Annotated in this window: 17 protein-coding genes; 8 read left to right on the top strand and 9 right to left on the bottom strand. The window is 52.3% G+C overall.

Features of this window, described 5'->3' with window-relative positions; translation table 11 throughout:
- The first annotated feature begins 114 nt into the window (after positions 1-114).
- The 3 genes from glgC (at position 115) to Q4A84_RS03915 (ending at position 5,612) form a co-directional block, all read left to right on the top strand.
- Positions 115-1,425 (top strand): glucose-1-phosphate adenylyltransferase, encoded by a 1,311-nt coding sequence (gene glgC, locus Q4A84_RS03925; RefSeq protein ID WP_303087626.1) that lies wholly within the window; start codon positions 115-117, stop codon positions 1,423-1,425.
- A gap of 118 nt (positions 1,426-1,543) precedes the next feature.
- Positions 1,544-2,977, top strand: a complete 1,434-nt coding sequence (glgA, locus tag Q4A84_RS03920) for a glycogen synthase GlgA (protein ID WP_303087625.1) — start codon at positions 1,544-1,546, stop codon at positions 2,975-2,977.
- 172 nt (positions 2,978-3,149) lie between these two features.
- Positions 3,150-5,612, top strand: a complete 2,463-nt coding sequence (locus Q4A84_RS03915; protein ID WP_303087624.1) for a glycogen/starch/alpha-glucan phosphorylase — start codon at positions 3,150-3,152, stop codon at positions 5,610-5,612.
- Positions 5,613-5,695: 83 nt separating this feature from the next.
- Here Q4A84_RS03915 and Q4A84_RS03910 read toward each other — a convergent pair whose 3' ends face one another.
- On the bottom strand, positions 5,696-7,279 hold the full coding sequence (locus Q4A84_RS03910; RefSeq protein WP_303087623.1) for a YdgA family protein: 1,584 nt from the start codon (positions 7,277-7,279) through the stop codon (positions 5,696-5,698).
- 194 nt (positions 7,280-7,473) lie between these two features.
- Between Q4A84_RS03910 and Q4A84_RS03905 the strand changes: the two genes are divergently transcribed.
- Both Q4A84_RS03905 and Q4A84_RS03900 read left to right on the top strand, forming a co-directional pair.
- A complete protein-coding gene (locus Q4A84_RS03905) occupies positions 7,474-8,517 on the top strand; it encodes a sulfate ABC transporter substrate-binding protein (RefSeq protein WP_303087622.1) in 1,044 nt (347 codons plus the stop codon).
- Between the two features lie 133 nt (positions 8,518-8,650).
- Positions 8,651-9,991, top strand: coding sequence for an anaerobic C4-dicarboxylate transporter (locus Q4A84_RS03900; protein WP_303087621.1), 1,341 nt, complete (start codon positions 8,651-8,653; stop codon positions 9,989-9,991).
- A 95-nt stretch (positions 9,992-10,086) separates the two neighbouring features.
- Here the strand turns inward: Q4A84_RS03900 and Q4A84_RS03895 are convergent, their stop codons facing one another.
- From Q4A84_RS03895 to Q4A84_RS03865, 7 genes are all read right to left on the bottom strand, one after another.
- The gene (locus Q4A84_RS03895; RefSeq protein ID WP_303087679.1) at positions 10,087-11,787 is read right to left on the bottom strand and encodes an AMP-binding protein; all 1,701 of its coding nucleotides are present in this window, start codon (positions 11,785-11,787) and stop codon (positions 10,087-10,089) included.
- Complete coding sequence (locus Q4A84_RS03890) at positions 11,771-12,562, bottom strand: hypothetical protein (RefSeq protein WP_303087620.1); 792 nt, start codon at positions 12,560-12,562, stop codon at positions 11,771-11,773. Before Q4A84_RS03890 ends, Q4A84_RS03895 begins: the two co-directional genes overlap by 17 nt.
- A gap of 4 nt (positions 12,563-12,566) precedes the next feature.
- Positions 12,567-13,109, bottom strand: coding sequence for a hypothetical protein (locus tag Q4A84_RS03885; RefSeq protein WP_303087619.1), 543 nt, complete (start codon positions 13,107-13,109; stop codon positions 12,567-12,569).
- A gap of 114 nt (positions 13,110-13,223) precedes the next feature.
- Positions 13,224-13,469: an acyl carrier protein gene (locus Q4A84_RS03880; RefSeq protein WP_303087618.1), complete on the bottom strand. Its 246-nt coding sequence runs from the start codon at positions 13,467-13,469 to the stop codon at positions 13,224-13,226.
- Positions 13,470-13,481: 12 nt separating this feature from the next.
- Positions 13,482-13,739 (bottom strand): phosphopantetheine-binding protein, encoded by a 258-nt coding sequence (locus tag Q4A84_RS03875; RefSeq protein WP_303087617.1) that lies wholly within the window; start codon positions 13,737-13,739, stop codon positions 13,482-13,484.
- Entirely contained in the window at positions 13,736-14,494 is a 759-nt protein-coding gene (locus tag Q4A84_RS03870) for a 1-acyl-sn-glycerol-3-phosphate acyltransferase (RefSeq protein ID WP_303087616.1), read from the bottom strand. The genes Q4A84_RS03875 and Q4A84_RS03870 overlap by 4 nt, the downstream gene beginning before the upstream one ends.
- A complete protein-coding gene (locus Q4A84_RS03865) occupies positions 14,491-15,237 on the bottom strand; it encodes a beta-ketoacyl synthase chain length factor (RefSeq protein ID WP_303087615.1) in 747 nt (248 codons plus the stop codon). Before Q4A84_RS03865 ends, Q4A84_RS03870 begins: the two co-directional genes overlap by 4 nt.
- A 112-nt stretch (positions 15,238-15,349) precedes the next feature.
- Here Q4A84_RS03865 and Q4A84_RS03860 point away from each other — a divergent pair, with 112 nt between their 5' ends.
- The 3 genes from Q4A84_RS03860 to Q4A84_RS03850 all read left to right on the top strand — a co-directional run bounded on the left by Q4A84_RS03860 (position 15,350) and on the right by Q4A84_RS03850 (position 17,856).
- Positions 15,350-15,841, top strand: a complete 492-nt coding sequence (locus Q4A84_RS03860) for a thioester dehydrase (protein WP_303087614.1) — start codon at positions 15,350-15,352, stop codon at positions 15,839-15,841.
- Between the two features lie 63 nt (positions 15,842-15,904).
- Complete coding sequence (gene fabG / locus Q4A84_RS03855) at positions 15,905-16,633, top strand: 3-oxoacyl-ACP reductase FabG (protein WP_303087613.1); 729 nt, start codon at positions 15,905-15,907, stop codon at positions 16,631-16,633.
- Positions 16,627-17,856 (top strand): beta-ketoacyl-ACP synthase, encoded by a 1,230-nt coding sequence (locus tag Q4A84_RS03850; protein WP_303087612.1) that lies wholly within the window; start codon positions 16,627-16,629, stop codon positions 17,854-17,856. The genes fabG and Q4A84_RS03850 overlap by 7 nt, the downstream gene beginning before the upstream one ends.
- A gap of 177 nt (positions 17,857-18,033) precedes the next feature.
- Here Q4A84_RS03850 and mpl read toward each other — a convergent pair whose 3' ends face one another.
- Positions 18,034-19,410, bottom strand: coding sequence for a UDP-N-acetylmuramate:L-alanyl-gamma-D-glutamyl-meso-diaminopimelate ligase (gene mpl, locus Q4A84_RS03845; protein ID WP_303087611.1), 1,377 nt, complete (start codon positions 19,408-19,410; stop codon positions 18,034-18,036).
- Positions 19,411-19,490: the final 80 nt, after the last annotated feature.

Below are 19,490 nucleotides of genomic sequence, written 5' to 3'. Positions count from 1 at the left end.
TTTCCCTCATAAAACATAAAAAAAGCACACCCAGACGGCCAACCAAAGCCGCAAAAACAACATCAGCACACGCCTACCCGTTGTTATTTCTACATTCTACAAAGGAGCTGCTTCATGAACGGAAATTTACCCAAACTGCCCAACAAGCATGATCTGGCCAAAGAAACGCTGGTATTGATACTGGCGGGCGGGCGCGGTTCGCGCCTTTACGAGCTAACCGACCGCCGTGCCAAGCCGGCGCTCTACTTCGGCGGCAATCGGCGCATCATCGACTTCGCCCTGTCCAACTGCATCAACTCCAACCTGTTGCGCATCGGCGTGATTACCCAATACGCCGCCCATTCGCTGCTGCGCCACTTGCAAACCGGCTGGTCTTTTCTGCCGGCCGAGCGCGGCGAGTTCGTCGACATGCTGCCGGCACGCCAGCAAATCGACGACAACACTTGGTATCGCGGCACGGCCGATTCCGTGTATCAAAACATGGCCATCATCCGCGAACACTACCGCCCCAAATACATTCTGATTCTGGCAGGCGACCATATTTATAAAATGGACTATGGCCAGATGTTGCTCGACCATGTTTCCAGCGGGGCGCTTTGCACCGTCGGCAGCATCGAAGTCGAACGGGAAAAAGCGCACGAATTCGGCGTGATGGCGGTAAACGAAAATCTGAAAGTGAAATCTTTCGTCGAAAAACCGGCCGACCCGCCCGCCATGATCGGCAAACCGAACTCGTCGCTCGCCTCGATGGGCATTTACGTTTTTGATGCCAATTACCTTTACAAAGTGCTGAACGAAGAAATCGGCGCGCCCAACACATCCAACGATTTCGGCAAAGACATCATTCCGCGCGCGTTGCACGACGGCGTGCTGTATGCCCATCCGTTCGAACGCTCCTGCACCGGCCGCAACAGCGAAGGCGTGATTTACTGGCGCGACGTAGGCACGCTCGACAGTTACTGGCAATCCAACATCGACTTGGTTTCCGAAAATCCGGCGCTGGATATTTACGACCGCTCGTGGCCGATACGCGGCAACCCCAGCCAAACCTACCCTTCCAAGTTTTTCTACAAAAAACTGCACAACGCCCAAGCGCTCGACAATTCGCTGGTGGCCGGCGGTTGCGTGATTACAGACGCCTCCATCAGCCATTCGGTATTATTCGACTGCATCCACGTCGACGAAGGCACCGTTATCGACCACAGCGTCATCCTGCCGCAGGTGGAAATCGGCAAAAACTGCGTTTTGCGCCGCTGCATCATCGACCGCCAGTCGATTATTCCCGACGGCATGCAAATAGGCGTAGACTTGAAGCTCGACCGCAAACGCTTCCGCCTCAGCCCCGGCGGCGTGGTCTTGGTAACGGCGGGAATGCTCAAAAAACTGAACGGCGACGAACCGGCATCGGAAACGCATTTAGATTAAGCACACCCATTTTTACCCCAAACAGAACGGCAAACGTACCATGCCTGTCTGAAACCCGTTCACTCTGTTTTCAGACAGGCATTGATGCCGCAACCTCATATAAAAGAAAGCATTTTGCATGAAAGTTTTACACGTTTGCTCCGAGCTTTATCCTCTGCTCAAAACCGGCGGACTGGCCGATGTGATGGGCGCCCTGCCCTTCGCGCAGCAGCGTGCGGGCATCGACGTTCGCGTCGTATTGCCCGCTTATCCCGCCATCAGCACGGCAATCCCGTATACCGATATTGTGGCCGAATTCGACAATTTCGCCGGCCACGTCATACTGCGTTACGGCAACTTCAAAGGCTTAGGCATCTATCTGATTGACGCACCGCACCTGTTCGCACGCGAAGGCAACCCTTACCACAACGCGGCCTATCAAGATTATGCCGACAACTACAAACGCTTCGCCCTGCTGGGTTGGGCAGGGGCGGAATTGGCCGTCGGCCTTGACGGCTGGTGGAGAGCCGAAATCGTACATGCCCACGACTGGCATGCCGGTTTGGCACCCGCCTACCTCGCCGCCAAAGGCCGACCCGCCAAATCCGTATTCACCATACACAACCTCGCCTATCCCGGCCTCTTTTCCGCACACCATCTGGCGGAAATCGATCTGCCGCCCGCCATGTTCTCTACCGAAGGGCTGGAATTGCACGGGCAACTTTCCTATCTGAAAGCCGGCCTTTACTATGCCGACGCGGTCACCGCCGTCAGCCCGACCTACGCCCGCGAAATCACCACACCCGAATATGCCTACGGCCTGCAAGGCCTGCTGCAAACCTTGCAGCATCAAGGCAGGCTCTCCGGCATTCTGAACGGCGTCGACGATGCCATCTGGAATCCGGCTAGCGACGCCGACATTCCGGCCAATTACCAAATCGATGCCGTAAAAGGCAAGCAGATAAACAAAACCGCCCTGCAAAATGCATTCAACCTACCGGCCAACCCCGACGCGCCGCTCTTTATCATGGTAACGCGGCTGACCGAACAAAAAGGCGTCGATTTGCTGCTGGAAAATGCCGCCCATATCGTAGAAAAAGGCGGGCAGCTCGTTATTCTCGGCTCCGGCGCGCCGCATTTCGAAACTTGGCTCAGCCATCTTGCCACACAATACCCGCAGCACATCGGCGTTAAAATCGGCTATAGCGAAGCCCTATCTCATCTGATTATTGCCGGCGGCGACGTCATCCTCGTGCCCAGCCGTTTCGAGCCTTGCGGCCTTACCCAGCTCTACGGCCTGAAATACGGCACGCTTCCTCTGGTACGCCACACTGGCGGCCTTGCCGATACCGTGGTGCACGCCGATGCGGAACACATCAAAAACCACACCGCCACCGGCTTTGTCTTTCAAGATGCCGACGTATCCGGCCTGCGTTGGGCAATCGACGAAGCCTTCGCCCTCTGGCGAAAACCGAGCGATTGGGCGCAAGTTCGCGCCAACGCCATGCGGCAAGATTTCAGTTGGGACGTTTCAGCGGAGCGCTACGATGGGCTCTACCAGAGCTTGTTTTAAACCGAGCCGACGCCCGTTCGGATTAGGCAAATGCCTGTCTGAACATAACAGACCGGCATTTCGGCTTTCTTACGATAACACCTTGTTATCAAGCAATATATGCCGCATTTATGTATAATAGATATTATACGGAAACTCATTATTTCTTAATAAAACTTAGGGAGCAAAGCAGATGACCTCTCAAGATTTCGCCACCGAATTTTTATACGACAAACCGCAAGTATCGGTTAAATCCTTCAAAAAAATCATTGTTTACAAACTGATTTTCCTAATCGGGCGCGACCCGCAGGAAGCAACCGACCGCGATTGGCTCAACGCCGTTTTGCTCGCCGTGCGCGATTTGGTTACCGAAGGCTGGATTTTCACCGCCCGCAAAGAACGCAGCGACAAAGCGCGCCGTGTTTATTATCTATCGATGGAATTTCTCATCGGGCGAACCCTATCCAACGCCATTCTTTCCGAAGGCGTATACGATATCGTCAAACAGGCCGTTACCGAGCTGGGGCACAATCTGGAAGACATCATCGAAAAAGAAGTCGACCCCGGTTTGGGCAACGGCGGCTTAGGCCGCTTGGCCGCCTGCTTTATGGATTCCATCGCCACCTTGGCTCTGCCCGGCATGGGCTACGGTATTCGCTACGAATACGGCATGTTCCGCCAGAAAATCAAAGACGGCATGCAAGTTGAGCGCCCCGATGCGTGGCTGGAAAAAGGCGCGCCGTGGGAAATCATCCGCCCGTCGAAACGCTATGCCGTGCACATCGGCGGCCATATCCATTTTGAAGGCAGCAAATGCGTATGGGCCAACACCGACACCATCACCGCATTGGCCTATGACTACATCATCCCCGGCTACGATACCGATGCGGCCGGTACCCTGCGCCTGTGGAGCGCGCACGCCGGAGATATATTCGACCTCGACAACTTCAACCGCGGCGATTATTCGGGCGCCATCGAAAAACGCTCGGTCTCCGAAACCGTTTCCCGCGTGCTCTATCCCAACGATTCCACCGAGCGCGGCCGCGAACTGCGCCTGATTCAGGAATATTTTCTGGTTTCCGCCTCGTTGCAAGACATCATCTACCGCCACAAATATGTGCACGGCAGCCTCGACAATCTGGCGGAAAAAGTGGCCATCCACTTAAACGACACCCACCCGACGCTGGCGATTCCCGAGCTGATGCGCATCTTAATCGACGAAGAAGACTACACGTGGAAAAGAGCATGGGATACCGTTACCCGCATTTTCTCCTATACCAACCACACCTTGATGAGCGAAGCCTTGGAAACGTGGCCGGTGGATATGATGAGCAAAGTGCTGCCACGCCATCTGCAAATCATTTTCCAAATTAACGAAAACTTCCTCGAATACGTCAAAACCTATGTTTCCACCGATAACAACTTCATCCGCCGCGTCTCTCTGATTGATGAAGAAAACGGCCGCAAAGTGCGCATGGCGTGGCTGTGCGTGGTCGGTTCGCACAAAGTCAACGGTGTCGCCGCCATTCACTCCGAACTGATGGTCAATTCCATTTTCGCCGACTTTGCCAAAATCTACCCCGACCGCTTCTGCAACGTAACCAACGGCATCACCCCGCGCCGCTGGATTGGCGTTGCCAACCCGCACCTGGCCGCTCTGTTCGACCGCTACATCGGCACGGGCTGGCGCAAAGATTTGGCTCAAATCGAAACGCTCAAATCCGAAGCCGCCAACCCCGAATTCAGACAGGCATTGCGCGACATCAAGCTCGCCAACAAAACCAAACTGGCCGACTACATCCGCAAAAACCTTGAAATCGATGTCGATCCGAACGCCTTGTTCGACGTGCAAATCAAACGGATACACGAATACAAACGCCAGATTATGAACTTGCTGCAAATCGTGGCGCGCTACAACCGGATACTGGAACAGCCGGAAAAAGATTGGGTGCCGCGCGTGTTCATTCTGGCGGGTAAAGCGGCCTCTTCCTATGTTGCGGCCAAAGAAACCATCCATCTGATTAACGACGTGGCCAATGTGGTCAACAACGACGAGCGCATCAAAGGCCGCCTGAAAGTTGTTTTCATCCCCAACTACAGCGTCAGCTTGGCCGAGCTGATTATTCCGGCGGCCGACATTTCCGAGCAGATTTCATTGGCCGGCACCGAAGCCTCTGGCACCAGCAATATGAAGTTTGCCCTGAACGGCGCGCTTACCCTGGGCACGCTTGACGGCGCCAACGTGGAAATCCTCGAACACGTCGGCAACGACAACATCTTCATTTTCGGCAATACCGTCGAGCAGGTAGAAGCCTTGCGCCGCAACGGCTACCAGCCGTTCGAGTATTACCAGAAAGATGCCGACCTCCGCCAAGTGGTCGACCAGATCAGCAGCGGCAAATTCTCGGTTAACGACACCAGCCGTTACCGCCAATTGCTGCAATCGATGGAATACCACGACCATTACCAAGCCTTTGCCGATTTCCGCAGCTATGTCGATACGCAAAACCGAGTCGACGAAAAATACCGCGATCAGGAAGCTTGGACAACCAGCGTGATCGAAAACATCGTCAACATGGGTTATTTCTCATCCGACCGCACGGTCATGGAATATGCGGAAAAAATCTGGCATGTAGAATCGCTGGATATGCCGTAGGCAAATCTTCGGCCTGATAATGAAAAAGCCTGTCTGAAAATTTTCAGACAGGCTTTCTTAATGGTAAATCGGTTAATCAGAAGTTACGGCTTAGGAGCAGACGCTTCGGAAGCGGCGGCATCGCCGATGCCTTCCAAATCCATGTCATCCGGTTCGCTTTGCAGCTGTTTGCCATTGAGCAGAAGATGGCCGTCTTTTAAAGCCGCCTGTGTGCTGATATCGCCGTTGTTTACCTTAATATAACCTTCCCGATTCATCGAAATAATGGTGTTTTCCACCATCAGGCGCAGCGTTTCATTGATATCATCCAAGCTGGCTTTCCCCTCGGCGGCATCCTCCGGGTTAACACTGAACACATTGCGCGCTTGGTGGATTGCCAAGTTTTCCAACAATTTTTGCGGCACCTGAATTTTAAAATCAGCGCGGGTTTTCTTAACCAGCGAGTTAAAATCGTTTAAGTCGGCCGCAACCAATCCGCTAAAGCTCAATTCACCGCTCGATTGCACCTTGCCTTGCGGCATCTGCAAGTCAAACGTGCGCACTTTAATCACCGGATTATTGGTAAACAGGCCCACCGCATCGGTTTTCGCCGCCTGAATCAGCATATCCTGAACTTGCTGGCCGCTCATTTCCTTCGAAGTAGCCTCGGCCATTTTATTCTTCAGTACCAGCAGGCTCTTGGCATCCAAATGCTCCGCGGCCACATCAATATCAAGCGGCCCGTATTTCTCTTCGCCGTAAGCCAAATTGGCAAAACGGAACCGACCTTCGCTATTAATCCAACCGCCGTTTTCCTGCATTTTGGTATCAAACTGCAATTTATCAACCGCAATTTTAGAAGGTGCAATCTGGCCGGTCGGATTGATAAATGCGCCTATCTGCAAATCAGTAACCAGATTGATTAACTCATTCAGCTTAACATGATAATCAACGCCCTCTTTCCATTCGATGGCGAATTTGTCGATTTTAAAGCTGCTGCTGCCCAACGAAAGCTGGCTTTTGCCATCTTGAGTTTGCGTATCGATTTGCAAATTTTCCAACCCGATATCGCCCTTGTCGGCCAGTTTGGCCAATAAGGCGGGCGCATGATAGCTGTGGCGGTAATCAGACCAGCCGGAGCTGTATTCCGTGGTGCCGCTCAAGCCTTTCCAATTCAGTTTGATGCCGGAAAGCTCTTCATAATCGAATGCCGGAACGCTGGCCTGCAGCTGGCCCGAGCCATCCAAACGAATCACATTGGTCAGCGTCAGCGGGCGCTGGTCGCCGAAGAAACGTTTCAGCGCCTTTTCCGTTTCCGGATGATATTTAAACTCGGTTTCCACTTTGGCGCTTACCGGCGTGAAGCCATCGGCAAACGGGCCGTGTTTGACATGGTTCACAATAGTCACCGGCTCGTTCAGAATCGTTTTCAGATTATCCGGCAGATATTGCTGCGCATTTTTCAACAAGGCCGGATTAAGCCGCACCACAGTGGTTTCTGTGGCGCCAAACCAACCGCGTTCGTATTGATGGGATTCAACAGTCAGAAAGCTGGCCTTGGCAAGCATCTGCTGCTGCTCGTCCAACGCCTGTTCGGCTTTCTTTCCAAGCAAATAAGGGGCACCGCCGAACACGGCGGCAAGCGCGATAACCAGGCCCGAAGCACCGATGGCAATTAGCTTTTTCATATTATCGGGAGCAATGTAAAAGGTTAAAGCATAGCATTTTTTTAGATGCTTGTCTTAACGGGCACCAAAGCCGCTTGCGGCGCTTCAGGCATAAACAACTTATAACCGGCGGATATTAGTAAACAATCATTCGTTCTTTCCTTTCAACTTACCATTTCTTTACAATAAGCAAAATTTCTTTAAGGAATACGATCATGTATCTGAAATCTCTGCTTGTTTTGCTTACTGCTTCCACTTTGGCGGCTTGTTCGCCCAAAACCGAAAACCAAGCGGCTTCGTCTGGTTTGTCTGGCGGCGATCATCTGACACTATTCAACGTTTCCTATGATGTATCGCGTGATTTTTATAAAGATTACAACCCGATTTTCGTTAAGGCCTATCAAGACAAACACGCCGGTACCACCATCAACGTGCAGCAATCTCACGGTGGCTCGAGCAAGCAGGCTCTGGCGGTAGCCAACGGCTTGCAAGCGGATGTGGTTACCATGAACCAAAGTTCCGACATCAATCTACTGGTCAAAAAAGGGCTGGTCTCTGCCGATTGGCAGCAGAAATTCCCCAACAGCTCGGTGCCTTTTACCAGCATCACGGTTTTTCTGGTACGCAAAGGCAATCCGCAACACATCAAAGATTGGGCCGATTTGGCACGTGACAATCTGAAAGTGGTTATCGCCAATCCGAAAACCACCGGTAACGGCCGTTACACCTTCCTCGCCGCATACGGCTACGCTCTCAAAGCCAATGCCAACAATGATGCCAAAGCACGCGAATATATGGATAAACTTTTGCAAAACGTTCCTGTTTTTGAAAACGGCGGCCGAGCGGCAACCACAACTTTCGTTCAACGAAACATCGGCGACGTGCTGGTTACCTTTGAAAACGAAGCCAATCTGGCAGCCAAACAATTCGGTGCAGGAGAGTTTGAAATCGTATATCCGCAATACTCGGTATTGATGGAAAGCCCGGTGGCGGTGGTAAGCAGCGTTACCAACAAAAAAGGCACCACAGAAGCCGCCACCGAATATCTGAACGATTTATGGAGCAAACCGGCGCAAGAATTGGGCGCCAAACTGTATCTGCGCCCGGCCAATGCGGAAGTGCTGGCAGCCAACGAAAAAGTTTTCCCGCCGGTGGAAACCTTCCGCCCCACCGATGTATTCGGCCCGTGGGATGAGATTATGAAAAAATATTTTGCCGACGGCGGTGTCTTCGACCAACTCACCACTCATTCCAAATAATCCGGGCTTGCGAAGCGTTTGATTGTAATAATGCCTGTCTGAAATCATCAGACAGGCATTTTATTGCACAGTATTCTGTATAACTATGTGATATGATATTAAATATTATTAAATAACCTTTTCAAGGCAGATTATGGATATTCATTTGATTTTACAGCTCATCGTGCTTTTAGGCGCCATTTTTTTGGGCGTACGTTTGGGGGGCATCGCCATCGGTTTTACCGGCGGATTGGGCGTGGCCGTGCTGGCTTTGGGTTTGCAAATTACCCCGGGAAAAATTCCGTTTGACGTTATTCTCATCATCATGTCGGTTATTTCGGCCATTGCCGCCATGCAACTGGCCGGCGGTTTGGATTATATGGTTCGCATTGCGGAAAGAATATTGCGCAAAAATCCTAAAAATATTAATTTCCTCGCACCCACCGTCACCTATTTCCTAACCATTCTTGCCGGCACCGGGCACACCGCATTTTCCATGATGCCGGTTATCGTCGAAGTGGCCAAAGGCGAAAATATCAAGCCTTCTGCCCCGCTGAGCCTTGCCGTTGTGTCTTCTCAAATTGCCATTACCGCCTCGCCCGTCAGCGCGGCCGTTGTATTTATGAGCGGCCTGCTCGAACCGCTTGGCGTCAGCTATCCCAAATTGCTGCTGATTTGGCTCTCCAGCACTTACGCTGCCTGCATGCTGGCCTCACTTTTGGTTAATTTATTCGGCAAGCTCGATTTATCCAAAGACCCGATTTATCAAGAGCGCCTGGCTGCCGGTTTGGTTGCTCCGCCGCAAACCGAAGAATCTCAGGAAGCCTTGCCCGCCACAGCCAAACGTTCGGTGCAGATTTTTGCCGTCGGGGTTTTATTGGTCGTCCTGTATGCCTGCGCCATTTCGCCGGCAGCCGGTTTGGTTGAAAAACCGGTATTACCGCGCGACGGTGCCATTATCAGCTTTATGATGGCCATCGCCGCCATTATCGTGATGACCTGCAAGCTGAAAACCGACAAGATTCTGGATATGCCGACATTCAAATCCGGCATGTCTGCCTGCGTATGCGTTTTAGGTGTTGCATGGCTGGGCGATACTTTCGTTTCAACACACATCGAGGCCATTCAGGCCACGGCTGCCAATCTGGTATCTTCCTATCCTTGGCTGCTGGCCGTAGCGCTCTTTTTCGCCAGCATGCTGCTTTATTCTCAAGCCGCCACCGCCAAGGCGCTGATGCCTGCGGTGATACTGGCCTTGGGTATCACTCCGGAAAACACCAAAGACGTTTATATTCTGGTTGCCAGTTTTGCCGCGGTATCGGCCTTATTCGTATTGCCCACCTACCCGACCTTGCTTGGCGCCGTGCAAATGGACGATACCGGCAGCACGCGAATCGGCAAATTCGTTTTCAACCACGGTTTTTTTATTCCCGGTCTGCTCTCCATTACCTTCGCGGTTATCTTGGGCTTCATTATTGCTCCCATCTTGATATAAGCCGCCGATAGCAAAATGCCTGTCTGAAACCGATTTTTCAGACAGGCATTTTTAATGCTTCATCCAACGCTATTTATTTTTCAAAGTGCTGCAAATCAACCGAACACCATCCGGCCTGAAGCAAACACAGCTTCCGTTCCCAGCAGCTTAAACGTCAGCTTTTCCTTTTCAGCATCGTATTTCAACTCGGCAAACACTTGATCATTCGGGCGCATAAACTGTTGATATTTCAAATTTTCCACCCGAACGATGCTGCGCCTTCCCCAATCGAAACGGGCGGCTAAATCGCTTACCCATTGCAGCTCGACCACACCCGGCACCAGCGGAAAATTGGCAAAATGCCCGCCGAAATACACCAAATCCAAAGGAACACGGCTCTCAAAACGATGAATTTCTGGGTTTTCAGACAGGCATTGCCGCCATACCGGCTCGGTTAACGCTTCGACAAAAGCGTGTTGAAAATCAGCAGCGGTGATTTTCGATTGCGCGTTACGCGGCAGCATATCCGTGAAACGCCAATAACGCGGCAAAGCAACCGTATCCTGTGTTGCCGCCAAATGCTGCTTCAGCGCGGCCACCACTTCCGCACGACCTTTTTCCTGCAAAGCGGCGATACCTGCTTCGCTCAAGGCCGCCCACACGGCAATGCGCCTGTGCTGCGGATGTTGGCCGCAATAAGCATCGGCAACCCATTCGTGCGTAAGCAGATCCTGCTCGATTTGATTTAGCGACACCCGTTTATCCTCAAATTTAATCACGCGGTCTTTCCGGCCGAGCAATGAAAAGCCGTTTCCCTGCCGCAAAACCATATCGGCCGTTTGAAAACGGCCCTCCGTCCAAGGCGATTGCGCCCACAATGCACCCTCATCATCCTGCCCGATTTCGACCACCTCAAAAGGCCGCCACTCACGCTCAAAACAACGCGACGCAATCACACCGGTTTCCGTGCTGCCGTAAACCTCAAACGGCCTCACCGCATACTTCTCCAGCAAATCAGCGGTGCTCTCAGGCAACACACCGCCCGCCGAAACAATGCCCGCCACCTTGCCGCCAACCGAGTGCCAGTTGCGCGCTTCGCCCAATCGGCTCAACAAAGCCGGGCTGGCAATCCACACCGATTTCGGATATGCGGCCGCAGCCGCCAACAACGTTTCGGGATACGCGTTTTGCGAGCGGTAGATTGTCCAGCCCATCGTCAACGTCAGCGCAAAACGAAATGTAAAACCATACATATGCTGCGGGCTAACGCTGCCCACCACCGTGAGCGCATCCTGCCCAAACGGCAGCGCCGCCGCCAACGCCAGCGCTTCGGCCTGCATCTGCCCCGCTGTTTTCACCACCACCTGCGCCTCACCGCTGGAACCCGACGTTTTCAGACAGGCTTCCGCCTGCGCCGGAATCCGCCAATCGCCAGCCGATTCCATTGCAGAAGGCAGACTTTCCAGCAAAGCGCCAATATCCAAAACACGATGCCTGTCTGAAATTGCTGCAAACGCTTTCTCATCCGGCACATCAGTTAACCAAGCATCCGCCGTATCGCCCCAATCCACATTCTCCCGCGCCAGATTAGGCGGCAGCAAAACCCGCGCCCCCGCATGCCACGCAGCCAACACCGCGCAAGCAAACAAAGCCGCATCTTCAAACCACAGAGCAACCGTCTGCGCTTGTTGTTTGCTCAAGCAGGCTGACACATGAAAAACCGCACGGTTAAAATCCGCGCGCGGCCAATCGGGATGAGTCGCAATCAGATCGGTTTGTGAAAGAGAGTCGGATAAGACTTCAGTGAGATGATTCATCATAATTATTGTTTATATTATCTATATTGGTTGCGGAACCATTATTTTCTATGCTTCGAAAAATAGCCTGATATTTTTCTTGCTGAAGCCTCACACCGGCATCATGAATGCCATCCGGTAAACAAACACAAACAGGCGCCAAAGAAATAACAACTAAAAACACCACAATAGGAAATATTGTTACGCCACCTAATTCATAGCTTACCCCACACGCCCAAATATAAAAAAACCATATTATGAATGAGATGATGAACAATATGGCAAATCCTACTTTCTGATGAGCCTCAAAGCCGAGTTTTCTGAATATTTTTTGGCCTGTATTTTGGGGATTTGCGACAGGATAACGCCGCTGCTCATACCTTTTCTCTTCGGCATTCCATAGAATGGCTGCCAATCCTTGGGCAGAGCTGCTTTTAGCAAAAATAACATCCATTATGCCGTCGATATCAATCTGCCGTGCAAGCAGAAAATCCAATTCTTCAACAGATAATTCTTTTAAATAAGGCGTTTTTTTCTGCTCGATTTGTCTTTTCAGAGCACGCTGATATTGCTTATTTTGATCTGGTTCTTCATGGCTTAACCGATCATCAAAAACTATCTGATCAAGAAAATTCTGAATTTTAACCAACTCTTCTTCCGCGAGATCAAATTCACCCAAGAAGTTCTTTTTCAGGCTTTTCCGATCCCAGAAAAAGAACATGCCTTTCAAAACACCAGTGATAAATTCCAACTTATTCCCCTTAATTTTTTTTAAATCGACTTGGTAAGCTAACAACCATTCAAACCTTCAACACCATCTTCCGATAAAGCCACTCTCCCGCAAACAGCACGCCCATCAAAACATAGGAAACCACGCCGGTATAAAGCGCCCACCAATCGTGTTTGCCACTTAAAAACAGCCCTGCTGCCATAGCGGCATTGAAAACAAAAAAAACGCACCAGATTTGGGTAACGCGGCGGGTATGGCGTACGCCTGCCGGCGACAAGTCGGGATGCTGCAAGCGCGCGAGGCGTTCGATAACGGTTTGCTCGGCAAACAGACTGGCGCCGAATACGGCAAGCATCAGCACATTAACCGCAACCGGATACCAATACATTGAATCGGGCCGCTTAAAAAGAAGCACAACGGCAAAAAAAGCCGCCAACAGCAGCGAAACAGCCTTCTGCGAGCGAGGTTTCTGAATGGCCGCACGAATCAGCCATAAGCCGCACATAGCGGCCGCCAGCCAGAAAAAAGCGCCGTCGTTACGGCCGTAATACCATACCAAGGGATAAGCGATGCTCAGCAAGGTCAGCAGAATGGAGCCGATGTGTTTTAACATAATGAAATCTAAATAAAGCCTGTCTGAAAATCTGTTTGATTGCCGCTCCAACATAGCAAAACAGCGGGCTTCCACGCCCGCTTTGCCACTATGCCGCTAGAACACAAACCGAATTTATTCCGGCTTGATATTCAATACGGCTTGCACCACATCGTCTACCGTGCGCACGTTGCGAAAATCTTCCGCTTTCAGTTTGCGGCCGGTTTCGCGTTTAATGTGGTCGATTAAATCGATGGCATCGATGCTGTCGATTTCCAGATCTTCGTAAAGATTGTTGTCGGGCTTAATGCGTTCGGGTTCGATTTCAAATAAATTGACTAACGCATCGGTCAGGATTTTACGGATTTCTTGTTCGGTCATCACAGGCTCCTTTTAAGCTTGGCGGCTGCGGATAAAGTCGGCCAAGGTTTTCACACTGGCAAAATGCTCGCGCAGGTTGTCTTTTTCGCCGTCGAGCTGAAAGCCAAACGTTTTTTGCACGGCCAAACCCAGCTCCAGCGCATCTACTGAATCCAGGCCTAAGCCTTCGTCGCCGAACAGTGGGGCATCGGTATCGATATCGTCGGCAGTGATGTCTTCCAAGCCTAAGCTATCGATAATCATTTGTTTGATTTGTGTTTCTAATGTCATAGGGTTTCTCGCATGAAATAATCTTGCAAATAAGCATTCAACCGCCGGGCAGCAATGGGTAACGGCTTTTCGGCCAGCCAATCTTGCGGGTCGATATCTTCGCCGACGGTAATTTCGTAGTGGATGGTACGGGGGGGAATTTTATACCAAGGCTGGCCTTTTTTAAAATTAGGCGGGCTCATTTTGATACAAACGGGGGTAATAATGTCTGCACTACGCAACCCGACAGAGACAGCGCCTCTATGCAATTTTATCTGGCCATCCCAACCGGTGCGTGTGCCTTCGGGGAAAATCAGCAAACTCTGGCCGCTTTTAAACACCGCTTCCAGCTCTTCTACCATTTCCATCGATTCGTCGTTCGGAATATAGCCTGTGGCCAGAATCTGGCTTTTCATGGTCGGATTTTTAAGCAAGTCATGTTTTACAAGGCAATTCATTCTGGGCTCATAGGCAATCATAATCACCACATCCAGCAAGGAAGGGTGATTCGCCAGCACCAATTGCCCTGGTCGGCCGAGTTTTTCCAAGCCGTTGAACCTTATGCTCAACACGCCCGACCATACCAGATAGCCGACAAACCATTTCCACACGCGCCCGATTAATTTTCGGGCCGCTATCTGGCGCGGAATGTCGTTTTTTGTGCTTTTCAGGGTATAGGGCAACAAGGCGATTTTAAACAACACGCCTGCCACGCCGAATAATATAAAACCGAAAAGCGTAGCAAAAAAACGACGGTAATAATGACTATTTTTCATCTATTTTTACGCCACAGCCAATAACGATTGCCGTAATCCCTACGGTGTTCATGCCTGTCTGAAAGCATGAAACGTATCCATTCCAAAGCGCCCCAATACGGCGCTTTTTCGGTTTTATCCTGGGCCATGTCATGCAACGACAAAGTATATTGTTCACCCGCACGGATAACCATGGCCAGCGCATAAGGCATCGGCGCACGCTCGGCAACCACCGCATATTCTTCCAGCAACGGATCATCCGCCAACACCAGCAAAACATGCTCCGCGCCTTCGAATAATAATGCGTAAGCCTCGGCCAGCGCCGTTTCCAAGCCGTCGCAGCCCACCGCCAATGCCGTGTGCTCGTTCATATCTTTGCGCAGCATCGACCACTGCCCGGCTTGGGCATTGTGCACCGACAAGCCGAACGACGTCGGCGAAACGGTATCTGTTTTCATCAGCTCCAACCACAATTCGAAACTGCGGTTTAACTCGCCGTCGTGCGAAGCGAAAACCAAAGGGCTTCCGGGATATTGTTCAGCCAACGGCCACGCCGCATCGCACATCAAACGCGCCGCTCTGCTCAAACGCCGCCGCTGCATGGCAGGCAAAAAAGTAAGTTCGGGTTTATAATCGGGCAAATGCGCCAAAACCGAATCGTCTGCAGCCCATTGCCGCCATGCGTCCGCATCGCCCATACGGCTGGAAGAGGCCTGCCATGCAGCGATATCAAAAGAAAAACGGCAAGATACGGGAGAAGTCATAAAGGCTTTCGGCAAATCATAATGAGCTGTATTTTAACTCAAGGGATTAACAAAAAACAGCAATGCAATATAATTGGCGCTTAACCCGTTGCCTGTCTAAATCGGAAATTGAATGAACACACCGCTCACCTGCCCCATTACTGCCATCGCCCCGCTGCTGCCGCATAGCGGCCGCATGGTTTTACTCGATTGCGTTACCGAATACAGCGCCCACCATTTGGTTGCCACCGCCAAAGTAGACGAACAACACATTCTGCTGAAAGACGGTTATCTGCCGTGCATGGCGGGCATGGAAATCGTAGCGCAAGGCATAGGCGCGCTGACTGGCTGCCTCGCTTTCAACGCCGGCAAACCGATACAACTCGGCTTCCTGCTCGGCACGCGCAAACTCAATCTGTTTGCCGACCGTATACCCGTACACACTTCACTTCTGATTGAAGTGAAAGAATCGGTCATCGATTCTTCCGGTTTCGGCGTATTCGACTGCTCGCTACGCTGGACCGACGCGCCGGAACCGGAAAAAAACGCTTTACCGCCGGACGGCCTGCTGCTTCAAGCGGCATTAAACGTATACAGCCCGCATAAAGAAGCCATGCCCGTCTGAAAAACCCTTCCGCCTTTCAGACAGGCATTGAAGCCAGAGCAAAAACCATTTTGAGGAAAACACATGAGCGAAACCATTCTAATCACCGGTTCCAACCGCGGCATCGGCAAAGCCATCGCGCTGGCACTGGCGGCAGACGGTTACGATATCGTCGTTCACTGCCGCAGCAGACGGGATGAGGCCGAAGCCGTTGCCGAAACCATCCGCGAAACAGGCCGAAATGCCCGCGTATTGCAGTTTGACGTATCCGACCGCGCCGCCTGCCGCGAAATCATTACCACCGACATCAATCAAAACGGCGCCTATTACGGCGTCGTGCTTAATGCCGGCCTAACGCGCGACAACGCCTTTCCCGCATTTGAAGACGAAGATTGGGATCAGGTGCTGCGCACCAATCTCGATGGTTTTTACAACGTATTGCATCCACTGATTATGCCGATGATACGGCGCCGCAAAGCAGGCCGTATCGTTTGCATGGCTTCGGTTTCCGGCCTAACGGGCAACCGAGGCCAAGTCAATTACAGCGCATCGAAAGCCGGCATTATCGGCGCGGCCAAAGCATTGGCGGTTGAGCTGGCCAAACGGAAAATCACCGTCAACTGCGTGGCGCCGGGGCTGATTGAGACCGAAATCGTAGATGAAAACGTACCGGTGGAAGAAATTTTAAAAGCCATTCCCGCCGCCCGCATGGGTTCGCCGGAAGAAGTGGCGCATGCAGTCAGGTTTTTGATGGATGAAAAAGCGGCATACATTACACGGCAAGTGATTTCAGTAAACGGAGGTTTGTGTTGAGACGGGTTGTGATAACAGGAATCGGCGGCATCACCGCCTTCGGATGCGACTGGAACAGCATCAAAGCAGGCTTCATGCGCGGCAAAAATGCCGTTCAGAAGATGAATTGGCCAGTACAATGCCCCGAGCTGGAAAGCCGGCTGGGCGCACCGATTGACGGCTACCAGCCGCCAGAGCATTGGACGCGCAAACAACTACGCGGCATGGGGCGCGGCACGCGAATGGCCGTTGATGCCGCCGAACGAGCACTCTCTGATGCCGGTTTGCTAGGCGACGAACGGATTAAAGACGGGCGCATGGGCGTTTCTGCCGGCTCGTCGGTGGGCAGCACGCCTGATGTCGGCGTGATGGGCGATTTATTGCTGCACGGCAATTCGCGCAATTTCAATGCCAACACCTATGTGCGCATGATGCCGCATACCGTGCCGGCCAATATCGGCATTTTCTTCGGGCTAACCGGCCGCATCATTCCCACCTCCAGCGCCTGCTCTTCCGGCAGCCAAGGCATAGGCTATGCCTACGAAGCCATCAAACACGGCTTAATCGACATGATGCTGGGCGGCGGCGCCGAAGAATTCTGCCTGTCTGAAGTATACGTTTTCGATTCGCTGTATGCCGCCAGCCGCCGCAACAACGAACCTGAGCTGACTCCCCGCCCTTATGACAGCGATCGCGACGGCTTGGTTATCGGCGAAGGCGCCGGCATTCTGGTCTTGGAAGAGTTGGAATGCGCCAAGGCACGCGGCGCGAAAATCTACGCCGAAATCGTCGGTTACGGTGCCAACAGCGACGGCAGCCATGTAACCCAGCCGCAAAAAGACACGATGCATCGGTGCATGGAAATGGCGCTGAAAGATGCCGGCATTACTCCGCAGCAAGTCGGCTACGTCAACGGCCACGGCACGGCCACCGAAAAAGGCGACATCGCAGAAACACTGGCCACCGAAGCCATGTTCGGCCACATTCCGATGAGCTCGCAGAAAAGCTATTTCGGCCACACGCTCGGCGCATGCGGCGCGCTGGAATCTTGGTTTTCCATCGAGATGATGAACAGCGGCTGGTTTGCCCCTACCCTTAATCTCGACAATATTGATCCGCGCTGCGGCCAAGTGGACTACATCCGCGGCGAAGCCCGCGAAATCCATACCGATTACGTGGTCAACAACAATTTTGCTTTCGGCGGTGTCAACACCTCATTGGTGTTTAAACGCTGGCAAGAATAAAGCCGGTCAAACAGCACTGCTCGGCAACATCATAAACAAAGCCTGTCTGAAAATGTTCAGACAGGCTTTGTTTTGACTTAAAACTCACTGCGGTTGATAACGGCCTTTGTCTTTTCCTCTCATACAAACGGCAGAATAAGCTTTCTAGGCTGCAAGACAAAAAATATTCGGCGCCGTTTATTTCAACTTGGCCAACAGCTTGTCATGGATGCCGCCGAAACCACCGTTACTCATCACCAAAATATGATCACCGCTGCGCGCCTGCGCGACAATTTCGGCAACAAAAGCATCAAAGTCTTTGCCAACGTGCAATTTATCGCCCAAAGGCGCCAATGCTTCGGCCACATCCCAATCTACGCCGCCGGCATAGCAAAAAACCACATCCGCTTCATGCAAACTGGCCGGCAGAGCCGCCTTCATTGTACCGAGCTTCATCGTATTGGAACGCGGCTCCAACACCGCCAGAATGCGCGCGTTACCCACTCTCTGACGCAGGCCGGCTACCGTCGTGGCAATCGCGGTGGGGTGGTGGGCAAAATCATCGTATACCGTAATGCCGTTGGCTTCGCCTTTGATTTCCATGCGGCGTTTCACACTTTTGAATTCACTTAACGCGGCACAAGCCGTGGCCACATCCACACCGGCATGACGGGCGGCAGCAATTACCGCCAGTGCATTCATCCGATTGTGCTCGCCAATGATGTCCCACGCCACATGCCCTGCTTTTTCGCCGTTTGACAATACGTCAAACGCACCGTTGGCACTTACCTCGCCCACTTGCCAGCCTTCGTTGCTGCCGAAAAACGCCACTGGCGTCCAGCAGCCTTTATCCAGCGTATCCTGCAGACTTTGCTCCGTGCCGTTGCACACAATCAGACCTTCCGACGGCACGGTGCGCACCAAATGGTGAAACTGGGTTTGAATGGCGGCCAAATCCGGGAAAATATCCGCATGGTCGAATTCAAGATTGTTTAATACCGCAGTGCGCGGGCGGTAATGAACGAATTTGGAACGTTTGTCAAAAAATGCGGTATCGTATTCATCCGCTTCAATCACGAAAAACGGCGACAGCCCCTGCGGTTCCTGACGCGGCGCCTGCGGCAGGCGGGCGGAGACGCTGAAATTCTGCGGCACGCCGCCAATCAAAAAGCCGGGCGCCAGCCCTGCGTACTCCAGCACCCATGCCAGCATGGATGCGGTGGTGGTTTTGCCGTGCGTACCCGCCACACCGAGCACCCACCGACCTTGCAACACGTTTTCCGCCAGCCATTGCGGGCCGGAAAGATAAGGCAGGCCGCGATTTAAAATCGCCTCCACCACCGCCATTCCGCGTTTCGCCACATTGCCGATAACATAGGCATCGGCGGGAAACTGATCAAGCTGCGCCGCATCAAACCCTTCGTGCACGCCGATGCCCAGCGCCTCAAGTTGCGTGCTCATGGGTGGATACATTTTGGCGTCGCAGCCGGTAACATGGAAGCCGGCTTCTTTGGCAATGGCGGCCAGACCGCCCATAAAAGTGCCGCCGATGCCGATGATGTGAATGTGTTTCATGGGTTGTGCTTTGCTGCTTGACTATGGAAAGGGTTGTATTATAGCGGACAAACTTAATGCCTGTCTGAAAATGAAATTCG

Origin of the sequence: Neisseria sp. (assembly GCF_030527965.1) — a bacterium.
Taxonomy (GTDB): Bacteria; Pseudomonadota; Gammaproteobacteria; order Burkholderiales; family Neisseriaceae; genus Neisseria.
The sequence above is the reverse complement of the archived record's forward strand: the minus strand, read 5'-3'. Positions and strand labels throughout refer to the sequence as shown.